Source organism: Paenibacillus sp. FSL F4-0243, assembly GCF_037963295.1.
In the GTDB taxonomy this organism is placed as follows: Bacteria; Bacillota; Bacilli; order Paenibacillales; family Paenibacillaceae; genus Paenibacillus_AQ.
Map to the genome: position 1 here is coordinate 4,512,084 of NZ_CP150151.1, position 26,223 is coordinate 4,538,306.

The 26,223-nt window shown below is 42.6% G+C and carries 21 protein-coding genes; 2 read left to right on the forward strand and 19 right to left on the reverse strand.

All coding sequences use genetic code 11. From position 1 onward, the window contains the following. Window positions 1-51 precede the first annotated feature (51 nt). Genes NSS87_RS20125 through NSS87_RS20135 form a run of 3 tightly spaced genes read right to left on the reverse strand, consistent with a single transcriptional unit; the run spans window position 52 to window position 3,940 of the window. Window positions 52-1,158 carry an endospore germination permease gene (locus NSS87_RS20125; RefSeq protein ID WP_339242306.1) on the reverse strand — a complete coding sequence of 369 codons (1,107 nt, stop codon included), beginning with the start codon at window positions 1,156-1,158 and terminating at the stop codon, window positions 52-54. Window positions 1,159-1,191: 33 nt separating this feature from the next. Next, complete coding sequence (locus NSS87_RS20130; protein ID WP_339242307.1) at window positions 1,192-2,373, reverse strand: Ger(x)C family spore germination protein; 1,182 nt, start codon at window positions 2,371-2,373, stop codon at window positions 1,192-1,194. Continuing rightward, window positions 2,363-3,940 carry a spore germination protein gene (locus NSS87_RS20135; protein ID WP_339242309.1) on the reverse strand — a complete coding sequence of 526 codons (1,578 nt, stop codon included), beginning with the start codon at window positions 3,938-3,940 and terminating at the stop codon, window positions 2,363-2,365. Before NSS87_RS20135 ends, NSS87_RS20130 begins: the two co-directional genes overlap by 11 nt. 82 nt (window positions 3,941-4,022) lie before the next feature. Between NSS87_RS20135 and NSS87_RS20140 the strand changes: the two genes are divergently transcribed. Beyond that, window positions 4,023-4,301, forward strand: a complete 279-nt coding sequence (locus NSS87_RS20140; protein WP_042189690.1) for a hypothetical protein — start codon at window positions 4,023-4,025, stop codon at window positions 4,299-4,301. Window positions 4,302-4,438: 137 nt separating this feature from the next. Here NSS87_RS20140 and NSS87_RS20145 read toward each other — a convergent pair whose 3' ends face one another. The 3 genes from NSS87_RS20145 to NSS87_RS20155 form a co-directional block, all read right to left on the reverse strand. Next, window positions 4,439-5,242, reverse strand: coding sequence for a CAP domain-containing protein (locus NSS87_RS20145; RefSeq protein WP_339242312.1), 804 nt, complete (start codon window positions 5,240-5,242; stop codon window positions 4,439-4,441). 86 nt (window positions 5,243-5,328) lie between these two features. Then, complete coding sequence (locus tag NSS87_RS20150; protein ID WP_339242313.1) at window positions 5,329-6,729, reverse strand: ADP-ribosylglycohydrolase family protein; 1,401 nt, start codon at window positions 6,727-6,729, stop codon at window positions 5,329-5,331. 118 nt (window positions 6,730-6,847) lie between these two features. Further along, window positions 6,848-7,429 (reverse strand): LysE family transporter, encoded by a 582-nt coding sequence (locus NSS87_RS20155; RefSeq protein WP_339242314.1) that lies wholly within the window; start codon window positions 7,427-7,429, stop codon window positions 6,848-6,850. 124 nt (window positions 7,430-7,553) lie between these two features. Between NSS87_RS20155 and NSS87_RS20160 the strand changes: the two genes are divergently transcribed. Further along, window positions 7,554-8,108, forward strand: a complete 555-nt coding sequence (locus NSS87_RS20160; protein WP_042189696.1) for a helix-turn-helix domain-containing protein — start codon at window positions 7,554-7,556, stop codon at window positions 8,106-8,108. Window positions 8,109-8,239: 131 nt separating this feature from the next. On the opposite strand, the gene NSS87_RS20165 is transcribed toward NSS87_RS20160, so the two are convergent. From NSS87_RS20165 to NSS87_RS20225, 13 genes are all read right to left on the reverse strand, one after another. Then, window positions 8,240-9,115 (reverse strand): TatD family hydrolase, encoded by an 876-nt coding sequence (locus NSS87_RS20165; protein WP_042189698.1) that lies wholly within the window; start codon window positions 9,113-9,115, stop codon window positions 8,240-8,242. Further along, window positions 9,102-12,278 (reverse strand): GNAT family N-acetyltransferase, encoded by a 3,177-nt coding sequence (locus tag NSS87_RS20170; protein WP_339242316.1) that lies wholly within the window; start codon window positions 12,276-12,278, stop codon window positions 9,102-9,104. The genes NSS87_RS20165 and NSS87_RS20170 overlap by 14 nt, the downstream gene beginning before the upstream one ends. Before the next feature lie 270 nt (window positions 12,279-12,548). Next, entirely contained in the window at window positions 12,549-15,590 is a 3,042-nt protein-coding gene (locus NSS87_RS20175) for a hypothetical protein (RefSeq protein ID WP_339242318.1), read from the reverse strand. Window positions 15,591-15,919: 329 nt separating this feature from the next. After that, window positions 15,920-17,095, reverse strand: a complete 1,176-nt coding sequence (locus NSS87_RS20180) for an MFS transporter (RefSeq protein ID WP_339242320.1) — start codon at window positions 17,093-17,095, stop codon at window positions 15,920-15,922. A gap of 177 nt (window positions 17,096-17,272) precedes the next feature. After that, window positions 17,273-18,292: an LCP family protein gene (locus NSS87_RS20185; protein WP_042189704.1), complete on the reverse strand. Its 1,020-nt coding sequence runs from the start codon at window positions 18,290-18,292 to the stop codon at window positions 17,273-17,275. Between the two features lie 30 nt (window positions 18,293-18,322). Continuing rightward, a complete protein-coding gene (locus NSS87_RS20190; RefSeq protein WP_042189707.1) occupies window positions 18,323-19,444 on the reverse strand; it encodes an FtsW/RodA/SpoVE family cell cycle protein in 1,122 nt (373 codons plus the stop codon). Between the two features lie 128 nt (window positions 19,445-19,572). Beyond that, window positions 19,573-20,106 carry a hypothetical protein gene (locus NSS87_RS20195; RefSeq protein WP_042189710.1) on the reverse strand — a complete coding sequence of 178 codons (534 nt, stop codon included), beginning with the start codon at window positions 20,104-20,106 and terminating at the stop codon, window positions 19,573-19,575. A gap of 93 nt (window positions 20,107-20,199) precedes the next feature. Next, complete coding sequence (locus NSS87_RS20200) at window positions 20,200-21,582, reverse strand: HAMP domain-containing sensor histidine kinase (RefSeq protein ID WP_339242323.1); 1,383 nt, start codon at window positions 21,580-21,582, stop codon at window positions 20,200-20,202. Window positions 21,583-21,585: 3 nt separating this feature from the next. Continuing rightward, on the reverse strand, window positions 21,586-22,290 hold the full coding sequence (locus tag NSS87_RS20205; RefSeq protein ID WP_042189714.1) for a response regulator transcription factor: 705 nt from the start codon (window positions 22,288-22,290) through the stop codon (window positions 21,586-21,588). Between the two features lie 140 nt (window positions 22,291-22,430). Beyond that, window positions 22,431-23,513, reverse strand: coding sequence for a Gfo/Idh/MocA family oxidoreductase (locus NSS87_RS20210; protein ID WP_042189716.1), 1,083 nt, complete (start codon window positions 23,511-23,513; stop codon window positions 22,431-22,433). A 17-nt stretch (window positions 23,514-23,530) separates the two neighbouring features. Beyond that, entirely contained in the window at window positions 23,531-24,448 is a 918-nt protein-coding gene (locus NSS87_RS20215) for a helix-turn-helix domain-containing protein (RefSeq protein ID WP_231573306.1), read from the reverse strand. A gap of 30 nt (window positions 24,449-24,478) precedes the next feature. Continuing rightward, window positions 24,479-25,483, reverse strand: a complete 1,005-nt coding sequence (locus NSS87_RS20220; RefSeq protein ID WP_339242327.1) for a Gfo/Idh/MocA family oxidoreductase — start codon at window positions 25,481-25,483, stop codon at window positions 24,479-24,481. A 141-nt stretch (window positions 25,484-25,624) separates the two neighbouring features. Beyond that, a complete protein-coding gene (locus tag NSS87_RS20225) occupies window positions 25,625-26,173 on the reverse strand; it encodes a GNAT family N-acetyltransferase (protein WP_339242330.1) in 549 nt (182 codons plus the stop codon). Window positions 26,174-26,223 lie beyond the last annotated feature (50 nt).

Consider the following 26,223-nt stretch of genomic DNA (forward strand, 5'->3'; position numbering starts at 1 on the left):
GACGAGTATAATTGTAAAGGCTAATAAATGCAACTCTAGAATATAAGCTCCTTATTTCGCAGATTTCAGCTTCTTCTTCTCTTGAAACCAGCCCATCACTAGAAGTATTAGTGGAATGATAAACAGCATCGGAATCTGGACATAGAACCGGACGACACGTAATCCTGTATAGATAAATTCTACATAGTTTCCTGCCATCGCAATGGAACAAATAAACATGACCATAGTCACGGGGATCATTAATTTACGATAGGAGGGAATACCGAACAATGTTGCCGCACCGATTAGTGTCGCATATAAATAAATGCCGATCCGGAAAAAACCACCGACAATAGCTGTGACGAGAAACAATACATCCAATCGTTCTAGTAAAGCTCTTCCCTCAATCAACTCCGAGGTTGTCAGCAATGGGTATTGTGTTCTTGTAAATAGATCCGCACCGAGGACAGACACATTTAGCATCGTAACAAACGCGATAAAAGATCCGCTGATCAATAATCCTGTAATCACTGTTTTCTTCACTTGTTGCGGTTTATTCACATAGGGAAACAACATCAAGAACACTATAATCTCTCCAAAAGGAAATACAACGGTACTTGGAATCGATTGCTTCAGCACGGTTAACCATCCCTCTTCGAGTACAGGTCTTAAATTTTGAAGATTTACATTCCCAGACGTAAGGATCGAGCTTAGACCGGTGACAGTAACAAGAAGTAACACAGAAAAAAAGAGCTCTGCTGTCCTCGACAACACCTCAATACCTTTTCCAATGACATACATAACCGAAAGTAGCATCAAAGCAATAATAACGAGAAAGGGAGTCTGTGTAAAAACAAAGGATACAGCCATTGAGGCGAATTCACGGACTACAAAACTCCCATTAAACAAGAAATAGACAACATATAACAAGGCGACGATACGACCCACAACGGGCCCTAATATTTTTTTCGCATATTCCGTGAGCGGAAGATCCGGATAAAATAAAGACAATCGATGATAGATTAGAAATAAACAAATTCCCCCGAGCATTCCGAGGATTGCGGTGATCCATGCATCTTGCTTGGCTTCCGCACCAAATCCGGAGATAATCGCGCTCACGATTTCAAACATCAATACAAGGATAAGCAATTGACGGGGACTGATCTTTGCTTTTTCCAATGTCACTCCTTCTCTCTATGAACAATTCATTTATCAGCTATTATCGATACTTTCCATTATGGTTCTATTACGCAACCCAGTATTACGCAAATAAGCCTCCACTTTCACTTTTACTTCAATCGTGGGAAAGGTCACATCGTTCCAATCCCGCTTTAACGTTCTCCATTGCTTAGGGTGATCACGATGCACCACTTCTCCAAATCCAAAAATGTCCGACTTTTGCTGTTGCATTAATTTAATCGTGGCTACCGCTTCATCATGAACGGCTTGCATGTACAGGCGCTCAATTTGCAAAAACAATCTCGGGTTAGTTACATCAATTGGGACATCAACCTCACCAATATTTGCATCCGCACCAATCTTCACCTCAATAATTGGTTTACCGGATTTATCAAAGCTTGAATGAAATGATGATTTGGTTCGTATATTCTCGATCCCGATTGTATGTGGCTGACCATTCCAATCCATGGTTAACAATGTCGAATTAACTCTGCCTAACACCCATAAGAATCCACGGCTTTCATTTCCGTCTAACCACCTCATTAATTTTCCATCTTTAAAAGTAGCAATCCCATTAGCCATTAATTTATCTTCTTTATTTGTAGAATCGAGTTGAATGCCAGTAATCGTAGGTTCTTTACCAGATGAGACGATGGCTTGAATGACTTGGTATATTTTCTCATCAATATTTTCACCAAAGGCTTTCTCGGTTTCAGCTACCATTTTCTTAATTTTAATGGCCGGTGAATTATCGAGACTCGTTCGTTGTTTAATGATTTCTTCTCCCGTCGTTCCCCTCGCGATAACCATTGTAGCGGAAGGACGAAACTCACTATCCCGCTCAATGCCGTCAAAAAGCTTCTTTATCCCTTGTGTTGTAGCTAAATCTTCACCTACCAAGAGAACTATCGCATGACCATAATGCAATTGCCTAGAAAGTTTTTGTGAGAGAACGCGAGTGGCATCAAATACATTATTTCCTTCTGCTGAATATGTGGTTGGAGGTAAAGGCATTGGGCTACCTCCTCCTTGTGTACTTGAGACATTTATTGGATTCACGATCTGAACCGTAACCCTAATGTTCTTTTTTTCTCCTTTATCAATCGCCATCGCGACCACAAAACCGATATCCGTTAACTCTCGACTATCCCAGCAACCCGTAAGGAGAGCAATCATAACCATCGACAAACAAAGCCGTGCCATTCTACGTCCCATCTTGATCACCCACTTGCTCTGTTGTAGGCTTCTTCATTAATTTTGGAATCAAATGTCTCATCCAAATCGGTAAAGGTGCATGAATCTGACTATTCTTTACATGCATCATTGGACTATAAGGAGCCATGTAAGGTACACCAAATGAACGTAAACTACACATATGTGCAATGATCATAATCAAGGTAAGAATCATTCCAAAGAAACCGAACGTTGCTGCACTGATCATGAGGAGAAAACGTAACAATCTCGCGGATACAGCAATCGAGAAAACAGGTGTCGCTAGACTAGAGATAGCTGTAAGTGAAACAACAATAACCATTGCTGTTGACACTAAACCTGCTTGTACAGCTGCCTGCCCAATGACAAGTGCTCCAACGATGGATACTGCTGATCCAATTGCTTTTGGCATACGAACACCCGCTTCACGCAGAATTTCAAAAATAACCTCCATTAATAGCGCCTCAACAAACGCGGTAAATGGCGTTGCTTCTAGCTGTGAAACAAGCGAAATCACTAACTGCGTTGGTATCATTTCTTGGTGAAAGGTTGTTGCTGCAATATAGAAAGAAGGTCCAATCATCGAAATGATAAACATTACGATGCGTAACAGCCGCAATGCAACACTGATATCATACCGATGATAAGAATCCTCTGTAATTTGAAAGAATTGATTAAAAATGGCTGGGATGATTAGCATAAAAGGGGTTCCATCCACCATAATTGCAATTTTTCCTTCTAAAAGATTAGCAGCGACGGTATCTGGGCGTTCTGTAGGTAGGATCGTTGGAAACGGAGTAAAATTCTGATCTTCTATCATTTTCTCAATGTATCCTGATTCCAGAATGCTATCCAATTTGATCTTGCGGAGACGTCGCTTCGCCTCTTCAACAATGCTATCATCCGCGATCCCATTTATGTACATGATCCCTATCCTGGTATGTGTAACTTGTCCTAACGTCATCGATTCCAGCCATAAATTAGGATTTCTTATGCGACGCCGAACCATCGAAATATTTGTCGTTAAGCTTTCAACAAACCCTTCACGAGATCCTCGAATAGAAGTATCTGTACCAGGCTCATCTATGGCGCGGACTTCACCGCCCGATGTAGCAATCGCTAGGGCTTCTTTCGATCCATCAATTAATAAAATAGTCTGCCCCCACAACAAAGCATCATAGAGTTCATCCCATTGAACAAGTGTCTTCAGACCACCGATTGGAACAATTTTATCTGTGATTACTTGAACCAGATCATTTAATGTCCTTTGTTCATTACTCAGCATGACGTTCAGCAAGACTTCCATGACAAATTGATTAATGGTTGTATTGTTAACAATGCCATCCACATAAATAATTGCGGCTTGAAGCTCCTCCTCCGAGCCCCCTATCGTAAATTCACGAATAATTATATCTCCACTATTCCCTGTCTTTTGTCGAATCTGCTCTAAATTGACTCTTAATTCTGTTGAATCAATCGGAATTGAAGGGACGGTCCATTGTGGATTGCTTCCAGCACTTTTGCCATTTGCATTGCCATCCTTTGCCATGCCCTTCACCTTTCTCTCCATTATTTGCTGCTCTTTGCGTGATTATTCTACCCATTAACAGCAAATATTATTGGAAGATTAACAATGAAAGCAGGGAAGTGGTATGAAAATATTCGTCGTAACTATACTCTTATTAATCTTAGTAATAGCACTGACCTTTCTGCTTGACTTCATTTCACTCTTTAGCATACAAGAAACATTTCGTAATCTAATGGCTTCTTTTCGCGTCATGAGTACCTCAGAACTCATTATCTTTAATTTCTTGATTGTAGGCACAATAACTTATTTAATGTGGCCACTGGTACAAAAATGGCTGCCACAGCAATCTCCATCATCGCAAGGTCAACCATCCGAGCATGTCGACAAGACCCAGACGAAATAGTAATCATCTACATCGATTTCGATCTTCCAGCCATCTGTGAAATTAACTACCCTCCTTTATAAAAATAAACCCCATGTCTGATGACATGGGGTTTAAAAATTAGCTTTTAATATGTGACGTTTAGATTGCTGATCACACTAACCAATAAATTCTTGAACCCACTCGCTGTTATAGTAACCTATTCCAATTTCAGTAAAGGAACTATTCAGGATGTTGGCACGGTGACCAGGGCTATTCATCCATTGATTCATTACTTCTTCCGGGCTCGACTGGCCTTTGGCGATATTTTCCCCTGCTGTATTATAGGAGATCCCAAATGCCTTCATCATGTCGAACGGAGATCCGTAGGTTGGTGACTGATGGTCAAAATAATTGTTGTCGGACATATCCTGCGCTTTAGCCAAAGCCATTTTCGACAGCTCACTATTCAAACTAAGGGGTTTCAAGCCTGCGTTTGTTCTTTCTTTGTTTACCAGTTCCAATACTTTCTGCACAGATGCCGATGCATTGGTGGAGGTTTGCGGATTAGCAGAATATTGTGGATTGGCCGATTGTTGCGGATTAGCAGAATAATGTGGCTTAGCGGATGTTTGCGGATAAGTGGTTTGATCCCCTGTTGTACCACCTGTAGGTGGAGTAGTGCGGATAAACCCATCCAGCCATTTCGTTACATCGCCGGGTACTTGTTTAGCCTTAATCGTTGATTTACCAGCATTCTCTGTGGAAATAGAAGACGCTTGAGTTAAGGTTGTTGTTGTAGCTGTTTTGCCAGCATGATGTCCAACCTTCGTTTGTTGAGTAGTCATTTGGTTGTTGGCCGATTGATTACCCGAACAAGCTGTAACGAGCAATAGCGCTACTATTACGATAAATGGTTTAATAACGACCCCTCCTGATTTGGCAAAGTTGTGACTTAATCGAATAAAGTTTTTGTAAAGCACGATTGAATTATTCATCGCTAATTCAAAAAATAAAAAGCAAAAGAATCCACAGCAACATTCGTTGCTGTGGATTCTTTGTAAACTTATTATGTATCGAGATCCGTATTCTTGCTCACGTAGAGCTCACTAGGCTGAACTTGAAATCGTCCGGTTTGCAGCAGCTCTGGTAAACGCCCCATCCGTTCCGCTAAACAAGAAAGACTTTGCTCATGAAAATTAGAAAGCCCCGTATGAATCCGATCTTGAAAAGGTTTAAGCCACCTTGATTCTAAGCCATCAGGACCTAAATAAACCCCAAGCAGAGAGCCAGCCGTTGCTCCAAAGCTATCCGTATCGTTGCCTTGCATCACCTGCTTGCATATTCCATCACCAACATTGTCTGCAAATCGCAGGGTATTAATTAAGGTGCCTATTTCCTGATAAACATCACAATGACAATAATTCGCATACTTATGGTTAATGCTCTGATACGCTTCCAGCCAGTCATCTGCATTCGCTACCATCTCAAGGCAATCTTTAGTAATCTCGTAGAATCGGCTTCTTTTAGGTACGAATTGCAGAGCCGTATTGATTATTTCAATGGGATCGCGCTGCACGTGAGCAACAGCAATCGCAGCAGCAATGAACATCGTGGCGTAAATGCCGGTCCGACGATGAGTAAAGCTTGCATCCCGCCAAGCTAGCTCGGCAGCCAGAGCAGGTTGACCAGGACAGGCATATCCGTAAGCATCTGCACGAATCGCCGCACCGCATAGTTCCGTACCCTGCACCATAAAATCAGGCCAAGCCTCTATTTCAGAATGATTGAATAGCTCCTTATCATGTTCCAAATAGCTAATCCCTGATCGCATCAAAATAGCCCTTTCCGGCCCCCAAGTTGTACTTATCGGAAGGTGATTTAACCATAAATCCCTTAAATTTCTTTTCGTAAAACCATCACCGAATTGTTCTAGCACCATCATTCCCATTAATGTGTAATTGATATCATCATCAGGTGCTACATAACGAATTCGCCCTCGTGTCGTCTCAAACCAAGACCAATGTCGACGATCCAGCGCATGGAGAATTTCTTCAGAAATGTAATCATTCAGTGGCCATTCCCCTACAGAAGTTAAGGCTTGACGTAATTCCGACAAGTTGGGATTTACCTCTATCGGTTTGCCCAGCATTGAGCCACAGACTGAAGCGAGGAAACCTGCTTCTACACGCTTGGAGCTATCCTTCAGATTCAAAATCCCGACCTGACCTAGAGGTCGAGCCGGATCACATTCCCGCCATATCTCATCTAAATCGTTCGGCTCATAGTAAGGCCAGTTGTCCCTCATTGGAATGACAGCCAAGCTATGAGCGAATTCTAGATAGGCATCATAGCTTGCTGGGAGCTTTTCCAACTTAGCTAAATAACCGGAGGTTTGATGCCCCTGCTCGAATTTATTACGCAGAACGCCTTCCAATTGAAGTTTAAGAAATGTGAGTGATGGTAGCATATTGCATCTCCTTTGTCCTCGTATCTATCCACAATACATCAATATCATAAGCTTTAGAAGGAAAAGATAACTAGATAAAAAAGTATTGGTCGAATATTGATTTTCCCTTAATAATCCTTCATCCCAACACTATCGAAACTGCACAATACACTAACAACAGTCCCATCAGTACATTAAATTGACTTCTATATTTAGATATCATTTTTTTGAAAAGAGAACCACACAAACACCAACAAAAAGTGCCCATATAACCGATGAAAGCAAGAATTAAAGAATAACTCAATAATCTAAAAGAGGAAGAAGGAGAGGTAAGGATAAATGTTGATGTAACTGTGATCCCATATAATATCCCTTTCGGATTGATAAATTGTAAAAGCATTCCCGCAATAAAGCTATTGTGTTTATCTCCAGCTGCATCACTTTCTGGTTGTTTACTTGTAATCATTTTAAATGCTAAATACAGCATGTAGACTCCGCCTATTACAGCCATAATAGATTTAATTTGTGGAAGAAGATTATTCAAAAGTAGATTAAAGTAGGAACATAACAATATGATTATAAAAAATCCTGTACCCACTCCTAAACAAAATTTCATTGATTTTTTCAGCCCAACTTGGTTTGCAAAACCCATTGCCATAATATTATTGGGTCCCGGAGTAAAACTTGCAACAAATGCATATAAAAACAAAGAAACAAACACTAAATTATATCTCCCCTTCCAGCTTGTATGCTATAATGTATTCATCAGACGTTATAACGTACATTTGTGCGTTTTATTGTATATCACGATCGTTATAAAGTAAATGGAGACAGGAGTAATTACAGTGGAAGAAATAAATCTAATTATTGCGGAAAATATAAAAAAGATAAGAAAAAGTAAAGAGTTAAGCCTGGAAAAGGTTGCGGAATTAACAGGAGTCAGCAAAACAATGATTGGTCAAATCGAAAGAGGCGAATCGACACCAACCATTACAACCCTTTGGAAAATCGCCAATGGCTTAAAAATTTCATTTTCTGCGCTGATAGATTATCCAAAACCTGACACAAGAGTAATCTTAAGAAGTGACATTCAGCCACTGCTTGAAGATAACGGAAAATATCGAGTGTATCTATCTTTTCCATTTGAAGAAAGTAAACGGTTTGAAGGTTATACCGTGGAGATAGACAAGGGTGGATACCTTGATGCCAATTCTCATATGGAAGGTACCGAAGAATTAATCACCGTGTTTGACGGAGAATTGTCTTTCCGTGTCAATAACAATGAATACCTCTTGAAATCAGGTGATTCTATCACATTCCTCGCAGACAAACCCCATGTATATTATAATCCAGGACAAACAATAACCCGGTTAAGCATGATTTTATACTACCCCTCTTAGCAAAAAAATCCCAAGGCACTTGAGCCTTGGGACTACGTTCTCTATGATAGGGTTGCTAGATGAGTTAATATCCTTTTACAAAAAACAAGCCATCCTTTAGAAAGAACTAAAGGATGGCTTGTTCGTAATGCTTAGAGCGCCGCAATCCGCTGCTGGATGCGTGGAAATAAGGCGAAGGCATTCTCGTAAAATACTTTTTCGTGGTGCTGCTCAGGGACAAGTCGACGGACAAATTCCGCATACAGGTCAATAGGAGCAAGTGGCCAATCCGTGCCGAACAACATTTTCTCATAGTGGTCGGAATACACCAGCGCCCGGCGAAAATGATCCATGAACAGAGGTTCATTCATGAACCGTTCAAAATGAGGCCGATCACCGACTACAAGACCGGACAAATCGGCATAGACGTTTGGATTTTTGGCCACCACTTCGGCGGCATCCATCACCCACGGATCGCCAAGATGGCAAATCATAAAATTCACATCACGTCGTTGGAATGCTAATTCGTCCACCGTAAGAGGATGTGCATACTTAAGCAATCCATTCATCGAGTACGTATCACCGGTATGAATGACGACAGGCGTGCCGTACTTGGCTGCCAACTCATAGATCGGTGAATAGATTTTGTCATAAACGTAATGATGATAGTACCCGGCGTAGAGCTTAATACCAGCCACCTCGGGCGCTTGCAGCCGTGCCTCAATTCGGTCGAGCTCCTCCTGAGCATCCTTGCCTCCGAGCATATTCGGATTGATCCCCACGCATTCCATTAAGAAAGGCGGCACAGTGTCTTCCAAGTCAAGGCCCATCGGATTAGGGGAAGTAGAGTCAGGGAAAGCTCCCTTCGTCTGCTCCGATACCCCCATTCCAATGCCCAGAATAACGTCGTTCTTATCAAACTCCGCTTTGAGCCCGGCAGCAGTGTAATCAACTTTAGAGAGATCCAGTGCTGTTTGATGAAAGCTGTCGATGTCCGACAGATGAATGTGAATATCAATGATCGGCATTTAAGATCTCCTTTTCGTCAGTAGGTCTAGCAAAGGTCAGCTTCAAAAGACTGCGGACATCCTCTGAATTCAGAGCGAGTTCTCCCATGATCAGGAAGGACGGCTGTGTCCAAACGGTTTCTCCATTGAGAAGCGGAAGATGATGATGCACCCCGTGATTAAATACCTTATTGTTCACATACGCTGAGGCACTCTGATTCGGGTGACTGCTCACCATATGCAGCATATCCTTACGCGAAGATGCCCCAATTCGCAATAGTCCCTTGGCCTCAAGATAGGTTTCAACCGTTCCTAATAAGAACTTGCCCTCCTTGGAGAATTCCATCCATCCTTCGGCATAGACTGGCGAAGGTTTGATATAATTCTCCTCCGACAACGAATAATTCGGCAGGGTCATTCCGCTGTCATTGGTCACCGAATGCAACACACAGAGCACAGGGACGCCGGGGAGCATAAGGTAATGCTGATTAACAACAATCCCTCGGTTCTTTTCCTGCTTCTCGATCGAAGTAGTGATACGTAATCCTTTCCATACATTGCCCTGGACATCCATTTGCTCGGTCCAAGCTGCGCTTCTTGGCTCCTCCAAACGACTAAATCCACCTATGCCTGAAATACCTACACCGAGTCCACCATGCCAAGGATTCCACCAGGAACGTGGTGCTGCTTCCGGGTAGGAGCTATCCAGCCATTCTTCTCCATGGTGCTTCAGGGAATGCACAACACTGCCGAAATCAGGAGCAGCTGCAATAGAAAGTACTCCGTTACTCACAGTGTAAATAGGACCCGCTGGTCCCTCTTCTGTGTCACAGATAACGGCTGCTGTTTCCGTTTGAGGGAACCAGAGGCCTGCTCGCTCTTGAATACGATCCTCTCCACGATAGACGACTCGAACCTTCTGTCCTGATTGGCTGTGTTCTGAAGATGATTCCGCTTCCTCAGGCGAGAGCTCAAAGCCCGCGGAGTGCAGATTCTGCTCTCTTTGCAGATCCATCTCAGCGACTTTCTGCTCCTCTCCTCTATCCGTTTGTACATATAACTCGAGGCTTCCATTAAGCGGAGTCATCTTTCGTTCGATGAACTCCGCATGAAGCGCCCCCGCCGCAAACGGATTTCCACCGCCGAGCGTTAATTCAAGATGATCATCCAACACCGGTGTGATCGGATCCAGCTGCTTCCGTGCAAAGGTGCGGAAATCCGACCACTTCAGGAAAGTGTTTAAAGCGAACACCAGCGTCTTTGTTCGTACGACATCTCCAGCAGAGATTTGACCAAGATTATGCTCCAGTCCAAGTGGATACTCCGGACGAAGTAGCTTCAGCGAAGGGTCCCAGCAAACGCCGCATGTGACATTTTCTTCCTTGCTAAACAACCAATTTTCCGTAATTTGAGCGCTGTCCCAATAACTCGGATCTCCCGAATAAGCATCGCCCATATCTACGTAATGCCCCTGATAAGGCAGGATGAGCCGTTTGCCAAAAAATCCGAAATTCGTTAGCAGATACATATCCTCTTCCAACGTTTGGTTACTAGTATTGCGTACCTCGCTATAAAACTCAGCGATTCCGTTTGCAAAGAGCTTAGCCACTCTTTTTATCTCCAGACCCGGGAATTCATCCGATTCATAAAGGGTCTCTAGAACTTGGCCCTCTCCTTCGGAATAGATCTTTACTTCTTCAGCCTGTTTCTTCGAGAATTCTTCGGCGAATGGTTTACCTAACTTCGGATGGGTTAACCAGAAATTATGGCTCGATCCGGGATATTCAATCCAAATCCCATTGTCGTTATTATTAAGATGTACGGAGTAGGCGCCGTTTACAGCCACCCACTGATCTCCGTTTTCCCCACCGAAGCGGCCATGTGTTCCTTTCATTAGCACAGATAATTTGCTGATGAAGGACACTGCCTTCTCTCCAGTCGGAACGGCCGTCACCTCAATATCCCGTGAATAAAGGCCATATGAATTTAGGGTAAAGGGGACTCGGATGGAAGCCTTACTTTTAGCTGGAACCGAGAAGCTTACTGTCCGATCCGCCCACGTCAAAAATTCTTCCTCAGGCAAATCAAAAGAAAATTCCGCTTCCGCTGCAAAATTATTCTCAACATTCAAATATAGCTCAGCGGGAAGACCCGGATACAGCTCACGCTTTGGCAACTCCATTATCATTTTCAGTGGGAATTTAGGAGCAACACCTATACGAAACTCAGCACGCTTGCCACCGATGATCCATTTGCTCATAACCACGGGGTGAGTCTTCTTGTCGTTTTGCTCTTCACGAATCGGATCAAGCTCGAACTCACCTTCTACGATAACTGTTTCTCCTGGCGCGAGTGTTGGTGCAGCAGACAAGACAAAACGAATATTTTTGTCATTTTGGCCTTTGATCTCAATAGCCAGATCAGACGCCGAACGATTCTTGATGTGATAGCGAATCTTGTAGGTGGAACCGAATACAAGATCGTGATCGTCAATCTCCGTGGAGATTTCATAGTCAGGTGTATCAAGAGCCGTCAGGCCGCGACCGGTCTTCTCGAATTCTGCACGTAAGGAGAGTTCTCCCTTTTGCCAAGTGTAATCGAAGAAATCAAAACCACGCTCCCGGCGGCCATCCGGCTGAATAGGCAGTTCACGGGTACTATCTGCATACCAATCCAGCTGTTCAAAATAAGGAGCGAGTGCTTCCGTTTGCAGAACCGTCGGAATAAAGTTCATCAGATGAACGTAATCCTCATTTTTTTCCCAAAAGAATCCACATTTCTTATACATCGGTACGGCCTTCGTATTGCCTGCCCAAGTAAACAGATCAAGACGTGGCCAGCCCGCTTCAATTGTTGTGCGAACAGCGTTCAAAATCAGATTACGACCTACCTTGTATCCGTGATAATCAGGTCGTACATTCAACAGCGGAACATACAAAGCTCCTTCGTCTTGACGGTAATGGGCAAAACTGCAGAAGCCGACCACTTCCTCACCATCAACGGCGAGAAACACATTCAGATTGGACGAGATTTCCATCTCGCGGCGCACTGTATCCTCTGTTCTCTGATTGGTGCCTCCACCCCAGCTTTCGTTGCTACGGTTCCACATTTCTGCAACCGCCTTAGCGTAAGAAGGATCATATTCTATAATGCGGATTTGTTCCGCTGTAGTCTTAACAGTCATGTTCTCAGCTCCTTCTTCCTCAAATAGAGTATGTATACAACTTTATTCAAATAACTCCTACGAGTTCTTATTATACTATTAATTGGAAGGCTGTTACGAGGTAAAAAACTTGATAAAATAAACTTTCTGCTCCAAAATTTCGTTAGCTGGACATTTGCTCCATGCATACAGAAAGACGAAACGCATAGTTACTGATGTAATACGTTTCGTCTTTTCATAAGGTTTCTAATAGCTTCAATCACTTGTGAGGATCGACCGCTACTTAATCTATTAGTTTTCGCGTAAATGCACTAGCAATCCACCAGCCCCGGTCACCAACATATCAGTTCCTGTCCAAAGCATTTCATTAAAATTATAAAATTCATTATGCTCATAGAAGTTCCAGCTCTTTAAATCCTTCGAGACTCCAATTCTGTTGCTGCTTATGAACCGGTAATCTTTTCCTGTCCAGACCAATCTACTAGCGTTACTGCTTGCGGCATGGGTTTTTATATATTCATCATATTGTCCCTTTACTGCTGTCCATTGCAGACCATTAGTTGAGCTATAAATATGATCCGATACAATGATGAATTTATCCTTCGCCCATTGTACATTCAAGAAAGTGTAAGTTTCTTCATAGTCGTTCTGCTGTTGCTTCCAATTAGGAAGATCATTCCCCAGCGTAAAGGTCTGCAGATTCCATTTGGTTAAATTAGTACTCTGCACAACGATGGCTTTACTGCCATTAGTTCCGACTACAACAGTGGTTCCGTTATGAGTCGCAATGTCCGTCAGCTTACCAGACCAGTCATAGACTTTTTTCCAGGCTGTTCCGTTCTCTGAAGAGTAAATCATCGACTTCTTATCATTGCCTTTAGCATGCCCGATAGCTACATACTGTTTGCCAGTCCAAATCACATGTTTCATTTCGGCATCCAGAGGCTTATTGTTTCTATTCCAAGCAATACCATCTTTGGATGTCCAGGCATATTGCAATCCTACCGCTACAAAAACGTTACCGTTCCAAGCCACGGAGGTCAGACCGTTTACTGTAGTATCCTCCCTGTTACCCAGCAGAATCTGCTGCCAATTCTTTCCGTCCTTACTAGTTGCAACAGTTGGAACTGCATACGTATAGAGTGATCCAACGGAGACATATGTTCCATTCCCTTTTACAACCTGATTGAAGGAAGCATCTGGCTTCCCACTCTGCTTTAAATCCCACTTTAAACCGTCTTTGGATACGGCCAGACGGGTACCCGAATAACCAACAAAATATTTCCCGGTATAGGTCACCATCATCCCCAGAGGCATATTAGGAATTTTCTGCTGCTGCCAATTCACTTTATCAGTGGACACAAACACTACACCTTCTTCGCGAAATCGAGTAGCGTAGATTAGGTATTGCTTGCCATTCCAGAATATTTCGCTACGGCTGTACAGACCGGAGAACATATCTGAAGTTCTCACAAGCTTGAAATTAATCCCATCCTTAGTACTGAGGTTATTGCCTTCGGTATCATAAAATACAAGTGTGCCATCAGACTGAAGCTCATCAAAAGTCAACCAATAGTTACGAATCGGTTTTCCATTTATTGTTGCTTTATATTTTAGATTGTTATTTACTTTACCAGACTGTTGGGTCCACTGGTTTAAATTATCGGATGTATATACAATTAGCTCAACATTTCGTTTATCACTCGGAATATAAATGAATTGATTCCGAGTACCCACGGAGCCATAGTACGTATATCCCCCGTAAGTCATCAAATAACGCTTACCGTTCCAGTAAATCTGATCCAGACGTTCACCAACCGTTCCTTGCAAGTTCCACATGATTCCGTCCGTGGAAGTGTAAACTTCCGTCTTCATGGTCTGATCCGGATAAGACAACAGAATGAATTGATTATTCTGCCAAGTGATCGTGTAAGATTTCAAAACCGATGACTGTAGTTCAACTGCTGTTTCGATCCACTTTTCTCCATCCAGAGAATAATACAGATGAGATACGCTTAAATTCTGATCACTTAAAAAGAAGCGATCATGTTGATAAGTGATTCTTATTTTGCTTGAATTGATCGGTAAAGGCCTTGTACTCCAGGTTGCACCTCCATCTTTAGATACAAGGAAACCCGTCAGCTTAGGAATAATAATCAGACCCTTACCATTGCTTGCAGCTTGCCCTAGCTCGTTTCCCTTAACACCATCAAAAGTAAATGTGAACTGTCTCTCTGCGTCCCCTGTTAACGCGGAAAAGGGAACCTTTTGCGGAGTAGCAATAGTCTTTTGATCTGAAACAGTACCAGACTGCTGCTTGGAGTTATCTCCCCAAGTTACAGCACTTCCGTCCGCTAGAAGCGCAAAAGAATGAGCCGCCATACATCCGCTGCTCAATCCAACGGCATTGTTCAGATTTGAAACCTTGACCGGTTGCACAGAATACTTGGTGGTCCCATCTCCCAGTTGGTTTCGATCGTTGAAACCCCAGGCCCAGACTGTCCTATCCTCTTTCAGAACGGTGTAAAAGTTCTCTCCAGAAGTAATATCCTGAATGCCCTCTAACCCTTCAATCCGTTCAACTGCACCTTCTTCTCCCTGCAGAAGCTTGAGATTAATTACACCTGTGTTTGGACTTGAAGTATAAATGGTTGAGACACCCCAGCCCCATACCTGTCCATCCTCTGACAAGGCATAATTGGGCTGGTTCGTTTGTCCATTAATAATCTTCTTGATACTAGAAAGACCTTCAACCTGGATAGGAACCGATGATTTATTGCCTATACTCCACACTGTTCCGTCGTTTTTAATAGCGTATGTATCAAAGAATGCCTTAAAGTCAGCATTTGAAAGCTCAGGTCTTTTTACCGCTGCTTTGCCGGGTTCAGAAGGCACATACATCCAGACGGTACCATCACTCTGTGTGGCATAAACATATGCCTCGGCATCGCTGATCTGTACGATCTGCTTAAGCCCCTTAATCTGACTAAATGATGCAGTATCTTTTGAATAGTTAAACCGTCCCCATACCGTACCGTCTTTTAGAAGCACCTGTAGAAATTGGTTACCACCTTGAATATCTTTAATTGGCTTATCTTTAAAGAAAGAAACTTCTTGAGGAGCTGCGTTCCCTATCTCCCCAAAGTTATTATATTGACCCCAAGCCCACAGATTTCCTTGGGTATCTAAAGCATAGGATTGAAGATTGCTGGCAACAATCTTTTGCACTTTCACACCGGTATTAGCATCCTGATTCCCTACTTCTAAGGCTTTAGCAGAAGGAACTGCGGTAATAAATGTTCCGGTAATTAGCAGTAGTATTAAAACTATCAATGTTATATCTCTTGGGACTACTCTCTTAAATAAATTCATAGTATGTTCTCTAAACTCCTTCGCATCCTTAATAAACGCAATGTTTCTTACGAATCCCAAATCCATGAACCCTCTTGCTGTATTAAACTTCATCACTCTCCCTTTAGGAATATTATACTATCGTTTCCATAAATAACTTATTGAGAAAAAGGAGGTTTTGTAAAACTATGGAGTAACGTAAATAAGACCATGAATTCCGAATCTGCTAATTTATTTTGCGTAGTAATCATAAAAAAGCTGTCGAGACTCCCTCGACAGCTTAGAATCTACTCTATGAGCAGCATTTCTATTTAACAACTCTCCACACGATCCGCTGATCTTTTTTTCAAATTCGCGATACCTACAATACCAATCAACAGCACGCAGAAAGAATAAGGAAGTGCCATATTAGCGGTGTATAAAGCTGTGCCTATAACTGGACCTATGAATGATCCTCCACCTTGAAGGGCCGCAATAAAGGAAGCAACGCTTCTTTGCTCATGGTCTTGAACCGCCATTGAAGCACCCGCACTGTAGCCAAGCAATGTAAAGCCGATGCCAATTCCCAAGAATGTAAAGTCCACATAAGCAAATCTGATAAACAATAACAAGCCTAGCAGACCCAAAGCCACAAATAATAGCCCTACGAGCAGCACCTTTTTAGGATGCCATTTGAGATATTTGCTGATCACAATTTGCGAGAGCACCACCATTATTCCCGAGATAGCCAGACCTGTTCCAATTAGCTGTGTGGCTTGCTGGGTACTGTATCCAAGGCTGTCTTGCACAAAAAATCCGATAGTAACCTGCACGATATTCAGAGCAAACGATAGCAATAGTCCAATCCATAAATAGAGGCGTATCCGTTTGTCGTTGGGTGAAAGTGAAATCGCCTGCCGTTCGATCTCGATATTCTTTTCTTTAGGAATAAACACTAGAAATAAAATAGCCAAGGTGAATAATAATATGGCTGCGGCGTACATTGGTGAGGTGAGTCCCAGCGAAGCCATTCCTCCGCTCATTGCAGGTCCTACTACGAAGCCAAGTCCATTGGCTGCACCGAATAATGCCATTCCCTGAGTACGGGTCTCTTTTGTACTCCAGCCCATAACATAAGCTTGTGCTAATGCTGGAATACCTCCAAAGAAAAAACCGGCGATTGCGCGAAGTATAAAGAAACTCCAAAACAGGCTAGTTTTGCTCGCAGCATGTACTGCATAATCAGCCAGCAGTGCAAAAATGACTAGTGTTGCCATATAGACGAACATGATCGAAGCAAGCAGCCATTTTCGGCTCATGAACGTTTGTTTTTCCCAGAAATATCCTCCGAGCAGCCAGCAAAGTCCCGCTACCGATACCAAACATCCTGATTGAAAATCACTAAGTCCCAAATTTCGAGCAAGCGGGCCAATAATCGGATTAAATGCAGCTATCGATATCATCCCTGTCAGTACAATTAGAAACATAATACCCAATCTGTATTTCATGAAATTCCCTTCTCCTCTCAAGTAAACCAAAACAATGTACGATTCATAATCGCTGTGTTCATGGTACTATGCTTGGAAGTCAGGCCTCTACCCGTTGGCGGATTACTTTACTGGTTATCGGGATTATTAGTGGTACACAAAAAAACTGCTCCTAAGAGCAGTTTAAGTGATAGTCTGTCAATCTACCGTCCCAATATTCTCCAAGTGCAATGAACTTTCGGAGCTAACACCCGCTTCCGTACTCAGAGTAGTAAGTGCTTGTTTAAGATCCTCTTTATTCACATACACGTATGGACTCTTCCAAAGAGATTCCACATGTAAGGAATTGATATGATCTGGTTTGAGTTTAGGGAAGTTCAACAACCATTGCTGGAGATCTGCTTGTGGAATATCAGTCTTCACATTTTCACCGATGATGTCCAATACATTCCCCCATTGGGACACGCCTTGGAAATTCCCTAGCTTATCCAGAATCTGCTTAATTACTTGCTGCTGTCGATCATTGCGCTGAAAATCGGAGGATTCAGCCGTTCCTTGATTCGATTTGCGGTAACGCACAAAGTCAAGCACATGTTTGCCATCCAGCTTCTGCAAGCCCTTCTTTAAGTTGATGTTCGTTCCATCTGCCGAATCGATATATTTCATATCCATATCGACATCAATGGTTAGCCCGCCAAGCAAGTCCACCGTCTCCTTCAGCACATCAAAATTCACCACAACCATGTGATCAATTGGCAGACCTAGTAAATTGCTGAAAAACTCTTTTGTATTAGGGATAGCTTCAGTTTTATCTTTTATGTAATGGTAAGCATAATAATAATTAGCTTTGCGAGAGGGCAACGATTTAGGTTTTAGCAACAAATCCCTCGGTATAGATAAGAAACTCGTCGACTTCGTGTCAGGATTGAAGCTGACAAGCATTAGCACATCGGTATTCATTACCCCACCACCACCGTCCCGACTATCTACCCCGGCAAGCAGAAAAATCATAGGTTCAACCGATACCGTCGCCTTTTTTTCCTCTGGGGCAGCGGTTGGCTGGACGTTGACTGGAGCAGCCATGCGCTCTATCGCGTTATCCGTCTTTTTGTATAAATACCCTGCATATACTCCAATTCCGATAATCGTTGCGCCTAAGACAAGTCCAATGCTCGTCAGAATTTTACGAGTTGTTGTCCACTTGCGTTTGTTAGTCATAATTCCCTCCACTCAGTTCCAGTAGCTTTTTCAATCCGTGCTTTCATCCTTATGGACTTTCACACTTAGCACTATGCCAATCGCAATCATATTAGTAAGTAACGAGCTACCTCCATAACTAATAAACGGCAAGGATATCCCCGTCAGGGGCAGCAATCCAAGATGCATTCCAAGGTTAACAGAAACTTGAAAGATAATCATGGCGATAAACCCGGTGACAACATATGCCCCTGCACGGTCCCTGCTTTCGAGTGCGATAAAGATCATTCGATAGACGAGCAATAAATATAGCATCAGCAAAATGGATGAACCTATAAAACCGTATTTTGCACCGATGACTACATAGATCGAATCGGAATACGCGTATGGAATATATCCTTTTCGCAAAAAAATACCTTCACTACCCGATAATCCACCGGAGCCAATGGCTATCATTGCGTTTTTGACATGCCAAGATTTATCGGGATCACTCTGCGGGTCCAAAAAAGCCTGAATTCGTGACAATTGATGGGGTTCGACAATCTTGGATAACAAGTCGAAGTTGGCATAATAGAGCCATAATATCGTGCCAATCGAAATAATCACCACACCGAGGATCAAGATCATATATAGAGCACGGATGTTACCTATCCAAAGCATACTAAGCAATATGCCCGCAAAAACGAGCGCTGTACCCAAATCGGGTTGATCCATGATCAAAATAAAAGGAATTAAAAAAACGAAACAAACCGGCACTAAATCTTGAAAAAAGCGAAGCTGCTGTCCTTCTCGTTTACCCAATAGATGAGCAATGAGCAGCACCGTACATATTTTAGCCAGCTCGGAGGGCTGGAGCTGAAAGCTTCCAATACTTAACCAACGCACGGCACCATTGAGGTTCTCCCCAACCAGCTTAACTAGCACAAGTAGACCAATACCCACGCTATAAAAGAGATATGCTAACCAACCTAATAGAATCTTATAATCTACCAATGCGATGAATAACATGGGTATGCAAAATAAAGCAAATAAATACAACGAACTGATGTAAAGACCATCTAACCGTGTATCCGTAGTCGCGCCATAAATAGCAACAGTACCAATACCAACTAGGCATGTTACGAGAAACAGTACGGATCTGTCCAGCTTTGCAATTTTGGTGGTGAGAAACATGATACAACCTCTATTTAATTTCTGTATTTTTCTTGTTGTAAAATGAGCATCATAAATAATCCGCCTGAGCACTAATACATCTTGTTTCAAGATGAAGCTGAAGTGCAGCGGATTATAAAGTGGTATGATTATCTCAGATCAAATTTGTCCTGATACGCCTTCTTCGATAACAGCTTTAATTTATCTTCACTCAGCGTATAAATATCCAGCCCGTTCCCTGCCTCGCCCAATGACCAGCCCAGCGCGAGCTCGTTATGGCCATCATCATCGACATCATAGAATTCGGCATAATCCAAGCCATACCCAAACCCCTCAACCTCCGAAATCTTTTGCCACGCTTCATTTTCCTGCCTAAGCAGCATTGCTTTTATAGAAGAACCTTTGTTTTTGCTGTATTCATATACAACTACCGCTTCATCGATTCCGTCTCCATCCATATCCCCAAAGGAGATAGCATTATCCTCTTGTCCATCCAACGGAGTTATCAATTGAGCTTTGTCGGGAAGCCATTTGATAAATTCCTGGCTCGTTTTGTCTCGCTGCAGGCTTGCTTCTGATGATGGAGGCTTAATCAGCTCTCCTGGTGTCGCCGGCACTCCGCATCCTCCGAGCAAAAGTATCGTTGTTAACATAGCACCTATCTTTATGAATTTGCTCGGCATTTGGATCATCGACTCCTCGCTTGTCCGCATATATAGTATTTTATCTGTGAAAGAGATGAAAGTGGTTATGAAATAGTTAAATTTGAGCTCTATTTATATCGGCAAGTCAAATTGGACAATCGTCCCCTTACCTAAAGTACTGCTTATACGCAGCTCGCCATGATGCAACGTAATAATCTGTTCCGAGATGGACAGTCCCAAACCGCTGCCTGACGCCTGTTGATCCCCTTTGTAGAATTTTCGCCGCACATTCTCTAAATCCGCTTCTGCGATGCCTGACCCAGTATCCTCAACCGTAATTACAACTTTCCCTGGAACCGTATGGGCAGTAATAAGAATTCGACCAGAGGAGCTAGTAAATTTGAGCGAATTATCAATGAGATTAATCATGACTTGCTTCACACGATTCTCGTCAGCTTGAATGACAGGCAGATTCTCTTCTATTTTCACTTCGAGCAAGATGCCTTGTCTGGTTGCTCTAGGGGTGAGTTGTCTGCCAATATGCTGCAACAGCTCTGTTAGCTCCACAGTTGTGAGGTGAATTGCGATTCTTCCGTTATCCAATTTGGAGAAATCCAATAATTCATCCACCATATGAGTTAACCTGTCACTTTCAGATTCAATGATATCTAGCCCATCATGAAACAGAGCCTGGTTACTCTCCCCACCCCCCTTCAAGGTGATTACCCAGCCTTTGATCGAGGTCAATGGCGTACGCAGTTCATGGGATACGGATGCGATAAAATCATTCTTAAGCTGTTCACTTTTCGAGATTCGACTGGCCATCATATTCAATGTATCTGCCAAGGAACCAAGCTCGTCTTGATAGCGCTTTTGTACTCTTATGCTAAAATCTCCTTCAGACATTTGGTCTGCTGCCTGTTTCAGATCTTTAATGGATCTGGTTATGGTCCAAGATAGTAATAATCCAAGCAAGGTGACGATACCAATCACGAGCAAACCTACCCCGATCAGCAAAACCGCAATTTGATTTACTGTATGTATCGTTTCCGTTAAGGAGGTAATAAACCTCACTTCCCCGACGATGTTACCTTTGGCTTGTAAAGGATACGACACCGTAAAAATAGCTTCCTCCGTTACAGGGTCCTCACCCTTCCAACTGTCAGGCTGCCCTTGTATGGCTGCTTGCACATCCATGTTATCTGTCATCGTAAAATCGCCTTGGATTCCATTAGAATCCTGCAGCAGCCGACCTTCAGCATTAATAATCTGTACCTGTGCATCGGAATGGCTGGCAAAGCCCTTTAACAGCCTATCCGATTGTGCCTCTAAATCCTCGTCGCTAAAATATTGCTGATAAAAAGAAGCCGACAGTTCTGCTTGATTCATCAGGGTTTGCTCTATATTATGAAAATAATAATAACGTACAGATAAATTAAGAATAATCTCAAGAATGAGCACAGTAAGACAAATCACTACAAAATAGCTTCCTACTAATCTTTTCTGAATACCCATTCTTCAACCATCCTTTCTAAAGCGGTATCCGAGCCCCCATACAGTCTCAATCCAATGCGGGTTAGAGGCGTCCTCTTCAATCTTCTCTCTTAGCTTACGCACGTGAACATCTACTGTCTTTGGATCACCAATAAAATCCTCACCCCAGACCAGGTTCATTAATTCATTCCTAGATAGTGCTGTATCCGGATGCTCTAAAAAGGTCTTCATCAACTGGAATTCCTTCGGGGTTAATTCAATAATGTCATCGTGCTTAAACATCTTGTTCGAGTTCAAATCCAGACGAATCGGTCCAGCTTGAAGGATAGTTTTTTGCGGTTTTAAAGCTGTTTCTGTACGACGCAATATCGCTTTGATCCGTGCCACCAGTTCTAATGGATTAAAAGGTTTCACAATGTAATCGTCGGCACCCATTTCAAGGCCATTGATTTTATCCAGATCTTGTCCTCTTGCTGTTAAAAAAATGATAATGACCCCAGGGTCCTGCTCTCTTAGCTTCCGGCAGATCTCAAACCCATTTAAATCCGGCAACATGATGTCCAGAACAATAACGTCTGGCCGGTTCGCCTCAAAGCTCTGCAATGCTGCTTCTCCACAAGCAGCCTCACTAACCACAAACCCACTATTCGTTAAATTGATAGCTATAAACCTTCTAATATTATCGTCATCTTCCACAATAAGTACTTGATTGCGTTCTACAGTGTTCATGCTCTTCACCCCTATAACCCAGTATTCAAACATGCAAAAAAAACAAAAAAACTCTCCCAGTAAAGAGAGAGTCTTGTCTCAGATCCCTGTAATTAAATCACAAGTGGATATTACTCTATATCTCTATGCTTGTCAAAAATCTAATCCAAATACACAGCCTTACCCGTTTGTGCAGATTCATAAATCGCTTCTAATATTTGCGAAACAACATATGCCTGTTCAGGTGTTACAACCGGGTCTTTATCCTGTTCAATAGCCTCGATCCACTTTCTTAATTCGATGTCAGGTGCACTTTCTGCTTTACCTTCATAGTAAGCCACGCCGCCTGCCCCAAGCTCAATTTTATTAGTGTACAGCTTGCTGAATTTCTCTCCGTTAATTCTAAGTCCATCCTTCATATCTGCACCTGCTTCAGTCCCGCTCAAGCTGCATTTCGCTTCATGCACATCCAGAGAATTGAGTGCCCAGCTCGCTTCCAGCATAATTGTAGCGCCATTCTCCATTACGACCATCCCAAAGGCTGAGTCCTCCACGGTGAACTTTTTAGGGTCCCAAGGTCCCCAAGCGTTGGCGGCCTCTTCTTTTTGAGACAGTTCGTGATATTTGGTGCCCAGCACGACTTTTGGTTTATAGTTATCCATCATCCACAGCGTTAGATCCAGCGCATGGGTTCCGATATCGATCAGAGGTCCTCCACCTTGCTTCTCTTCATCGAGGAATACTCCCCATGTCGGTACCGCTCTCCGTCTGATGGCATGTGCTTTTGCAAAATAGATATGACCAAGCTCCCCGGACTCACATGCTTTTTTCAAATATAAGCTGTCTTCTCTGTAGCGGTTGTCATATCCAATGGTTAGTTTCTTGCCTGTACGTTTCGCTGCTTCCACCATTCGTTTGGCATCTGCTGCCGTCTTGGCCATTGGTTTTTCGCACATAACATGTTTTCCTGCTTCAAGGGCTGCAATTGAAATTTCTGCATGAGCATCATTCGGCGTAAGCACATGAATAATATCAATCGAATGATCTTTTAATAGTTCTGTGTAATCCGTATATACAGCAGCTTCGCTAGTACCGTATTTCTCCGCTGCTTCATCAGCACGTTCTTTAATAATGTCACAAAAAGCTACGATTTCCACTTTACTTTGCTTGCTCAAACTTGGAAGATGCTTGCCATTCGCAATTCCACCACATCCAATAATTCCTACGCGAAACACTTTACTCATATCTTTCACCCTCACTTCTAATTAGTTTGTTTTGTATTTCGATAAGTTGCTGGAGTCATGCCTAACCGCTTGCGGAAGACAATATGCAAATATGTAGCATTCGTAAATCCTTCCGTTTGAGCGATTTGTTCGATCGGACAATTGCTTTCTTCAAGCTTACGGCAGACCGCTTTCAACCTTATATCCTCAAGCGCCCTACTGAAAGATTGATCGGCGTTAACTTGTTTAAACACTCGCTGCAGCTGCCTTGAACTAATATTCAGCTTTTCAGCAACATTCTCCAAGGTAACAGCTCCTGAATAATTAGCTTCCATATATTGAATGGCATATTGGTACCGATAAGTTGACATATCTCTAACAGGTGCTTCTGTTCGAATTCCACCTGCATCATACGCTCTTACTGCCTTTAATAAAATGCTGATTACGAGATGTTTAATGGAAGTGTAATATCCCGTTAGTTTACCTTCACAAGCTTCATAGGCTTCAAGAAAACATTTCATAGCGCTGTGATAATCTTGCGCTGGAACTAGTGGTAGCTGCTTTAGCTTCTGAACACAGGTCTCAGCCTCCGCAACCTCCCAAGGATCAACCTCCTCTCTGATCTTCTCTTTGATGTCCACATGTAGACACAGTTCTTCCATAGAATCATCTGGATCCGCCTCTTGGCGGTGCATGACACCCGGTCCGGTTAAATAAAACATTCCCTCAGACAAGGGGTATTTTAAATCGCCAAGAGTCACTTCTCCCTTTCCTCTTGGAATAAAATGAAATTCGAATTCAGAATGATTATGGAAATCTATGACTCTTCCCGGCGGAAAAGAGGTCAAATGAAATCTAAGAACTGTTATCTCGTAATGTCCCCATTGGATTGAAATATCCAATCTTTCGAGCATATCATGCTTCTCAAACATCATCTCATAGGGAAAGTTACTCAATGTTAAATCCTCCTAACAGGTGGAGACCGGTTAAGCGTCTAGATCTGCTAACCGAATCATACGAGCTTCTTTAGCAGAACGATTCGCCGCCTCCATTAATCTCGTAAGCTCCACAGCAATTTGAACATTCTCGGTGGCGAAAGTATCCTTTTGGATATGATTAACCCACTGATGGAATGCGCTTTCACGATTAGCATGTAGCGCTACTTCTTTCCATCCTTCCTCTTTGTCAGCGGATTTGTTACTTCTAAGAAGAAGCTTATCCTCTGGTGTTCCGTAAAGAAGAGTTCCTTCGGTTCCATGTACCTCGATGGTAAACGGCGAATGACTATTCACGAAACCAGCCTCGACCACACCAATTGCTCCTGAATCCGTAAATAATGTTACCACTGCATTATCTTCTACTTCCTTGCCCGTTACATAACCAAAATTAGCATTTACACCGGTCACATCTTGACCTAAGAAAAGCTTCGTCAAATACATAGGATGACAGCCTAGATCAATCAAAGCTCCGCCACCACATTGTTCCAAGCTATAGAAATGATCGGGAAGCCAGTTTTCTGTAGCCCCATTATGAGATAAGCGAACTCTAACGTAAGTAATCTCTCCGAGCAGTTCTTGACTTAGAACTTCTTGAATCGTTAATGCGTATCCATCATTTAGACGTGGCAAGGATACGGTCAGCTTCACCTCGTTCTCTTCCACTGCGCTTATGATCTCTTCAACTTCTTTATGTGTGGGGGCAATTACTTTTTCCGTAAAAATATGTTTGCCCGCTTTAGCCGCAGCAACAATTACATCTCTGTGCACATTGGTCGGCGCATCCACTATGACGGCATCTATATCCTCTTGCGCAAGCAGGTCATCCAGTGATTCGAAAAAAGGAACATTTAAGCTTTCGGCAGCTTTTTTCCCACGCTCTGCATCTTCATCCCAAACTGCAGCCAATACAGTATCCTCATGTTCTTGAGCTTGCTTCGTATAGTCCCAAGCATGTACATGCCAATAGCTAATTTTACCAATTCTAATCGTCATTTGCTTGTGCCTCCCGTATATATGTTATTCTGACATCTACTAATAAAATATCACATAACAAAACCCTTTATTAGTAGGAAAATGCGACATTATATATATAATATTACGACGCTATCGTTTCATATGATGTACAATTTCCATTTAATCACTTCTTACATTACACAACCAAACCATATGATCGGAATCGGGTCCCCAATAATCTTTTACTACCTTATAAGGCTCCCCAAATTTACGCTGCCACTTAATTTGTGCGCGTTTATAGCCACTGTCCAAACAAAATTGCTCGATCCCTTGTTCGTTTAGAAATTTCATCATTTTCTTAATTAATGCCGAACCAATCCCTTGCCCCTGATAGCTTGGCAACACGTATAAACTCCCCAATTCCCCCAAATGATCCAACTGATGTTCTGCACAGATTTGAATAGTCTCACCACAGGGACCATAGGAAATCGTACCCACAACCTTCCCATTGATTTTAGCGGTAAAGAAATAAATATCCGAGTTTTCCTGTTCCAGTGAAGATAGCGCCTTTTGCTTTTTATGATCGGTTTCACTTTGTAAATCCTCTAGTAAGTGACCTAATCCTTCTTTGTTAAAGGCATCCGATATTGATTCTTCAAATACCCGGCATGTAGATACATAATCGCCCTCGGTGAGTGTACTAATAGTTAAATGCTTTGTCTCATTCATTATGTTGATCTCCTCTGCAATAATGTACTATAAACAATCAAGTTATGAGG

What these genes read in the sequence shown, in the direction of transcription:
- NSS87_RS20180 (WP_339242320.1), bottom strand. Translation starts at nt 17,095, where the DNA reads ATGAAATACAGATTGGGTATTATGTTTCTAATTGTACTGACAGGGATG.
- NSS87_RS20210 (WP_042189716.1), bottom strand. Translation starts at nt 23,513, where the DNA reads ATGAGTAAAGTGTTTCGCGTAGGAATTATTGGATGTGGTGGAATTGCG.
- NSS87_RS20150 (WP_339242313.1), bottom strand. Translation starts at nt 6,729, where the DNA reads ATGCTACCATCACTCACATTTCTTAAACTTCAATTGGAAGGCGTTCTG.
- NSS87_RS20190 (WP_042189707.1), bottom strand. Translation starts at nt 19,444, where the DNA reads ATGTTTCTCACCACCAAAATTGCAAAGCTGGACAGATCCGTACTGTTT.
- NSS87_RS20205 (WP_042189714.1), bottom strand. Translation starts at nt 22,290, where the DNA reads ATGAACACTGTAGAACGCAATCAAGTACTTATTGTGGAAGATGACGAT.
- NSS87_RS20225 (WP_339242330.1), bottom strand. Translation starts at nt 26,173, where the DNA reads ATGAATGAGACAAAGCATTTAACTATTAGTACACTCACCGAGGGCGAT.
- NSS87_RS20140 (WP_042189690.1), top strand. Translation starts at nt 4,023, where the DNA reads ATGAAAATATTCGTCGTAACTATACTCTTATTAATCTTAGTAATAGCA.
- NSS87_RS20135 (WP_339242309.1), bottom strand. Translation starts at nt 3,940, where the DNA reads ATGGAGAGAAAGGTGAAGGGCATGGCAAAGGATGGCAATGCAAATGGC.
- NSS87_RS20195 (WP_042189710.1), bottom strand. Translation starts at nt 20,106, where the DNA reads ATGCCGAGCAAATTCATAAAGATAGGTGCTATGTTAACAACGATACTT.
- NSS87_RS20200 (WP_339242323.1), bottom strand. Translation starts at nt 21,582, where the DNA reads ATGGGTATTCAGAAAAGATTAGTAGGAAGCTATTTTGTAGTGATTTGT.
- NSS87_RS20130 (WP_339242307.1), bottom strand. Translation starts at nt 2,373, where the DNA reads ATGGGACGTAGAATGGCACGGCTTTGTTTGTCGATGGTTATGATTGCT.
- NSS87_RS20220 (WP_339242327.1), bottom strand. Translation starts at nt 25,483, where the DNA reads ATGACGATTAGAATTGGTAAAATTAGCTATTGGCATGTACATGCTTGG.
- NSS87_RS20170 (WP_339242316.1), bottom strand. Translation starts at nt 12,278, where the DNA reads ATGACTGTTAAGACTACAGCGGAACAAATCCGCATTATAGAATATGAT.
- NSS87_RS20185 (WP_042189704.1), bottom strand. Translation starts at nt 18,292, where the DNA reads ATGACTAACAAACGCAAGTGGACAACAACTCGTAAAATTCTGACGAGC.
- NSS87_RS20165 (WP_042189698.1), bottom strand. Translation starts at nt 9,115, where the DNA reads ATGCCGATCATTGATATTCACATTCATCTGTCGGACATCGACAGCTTT.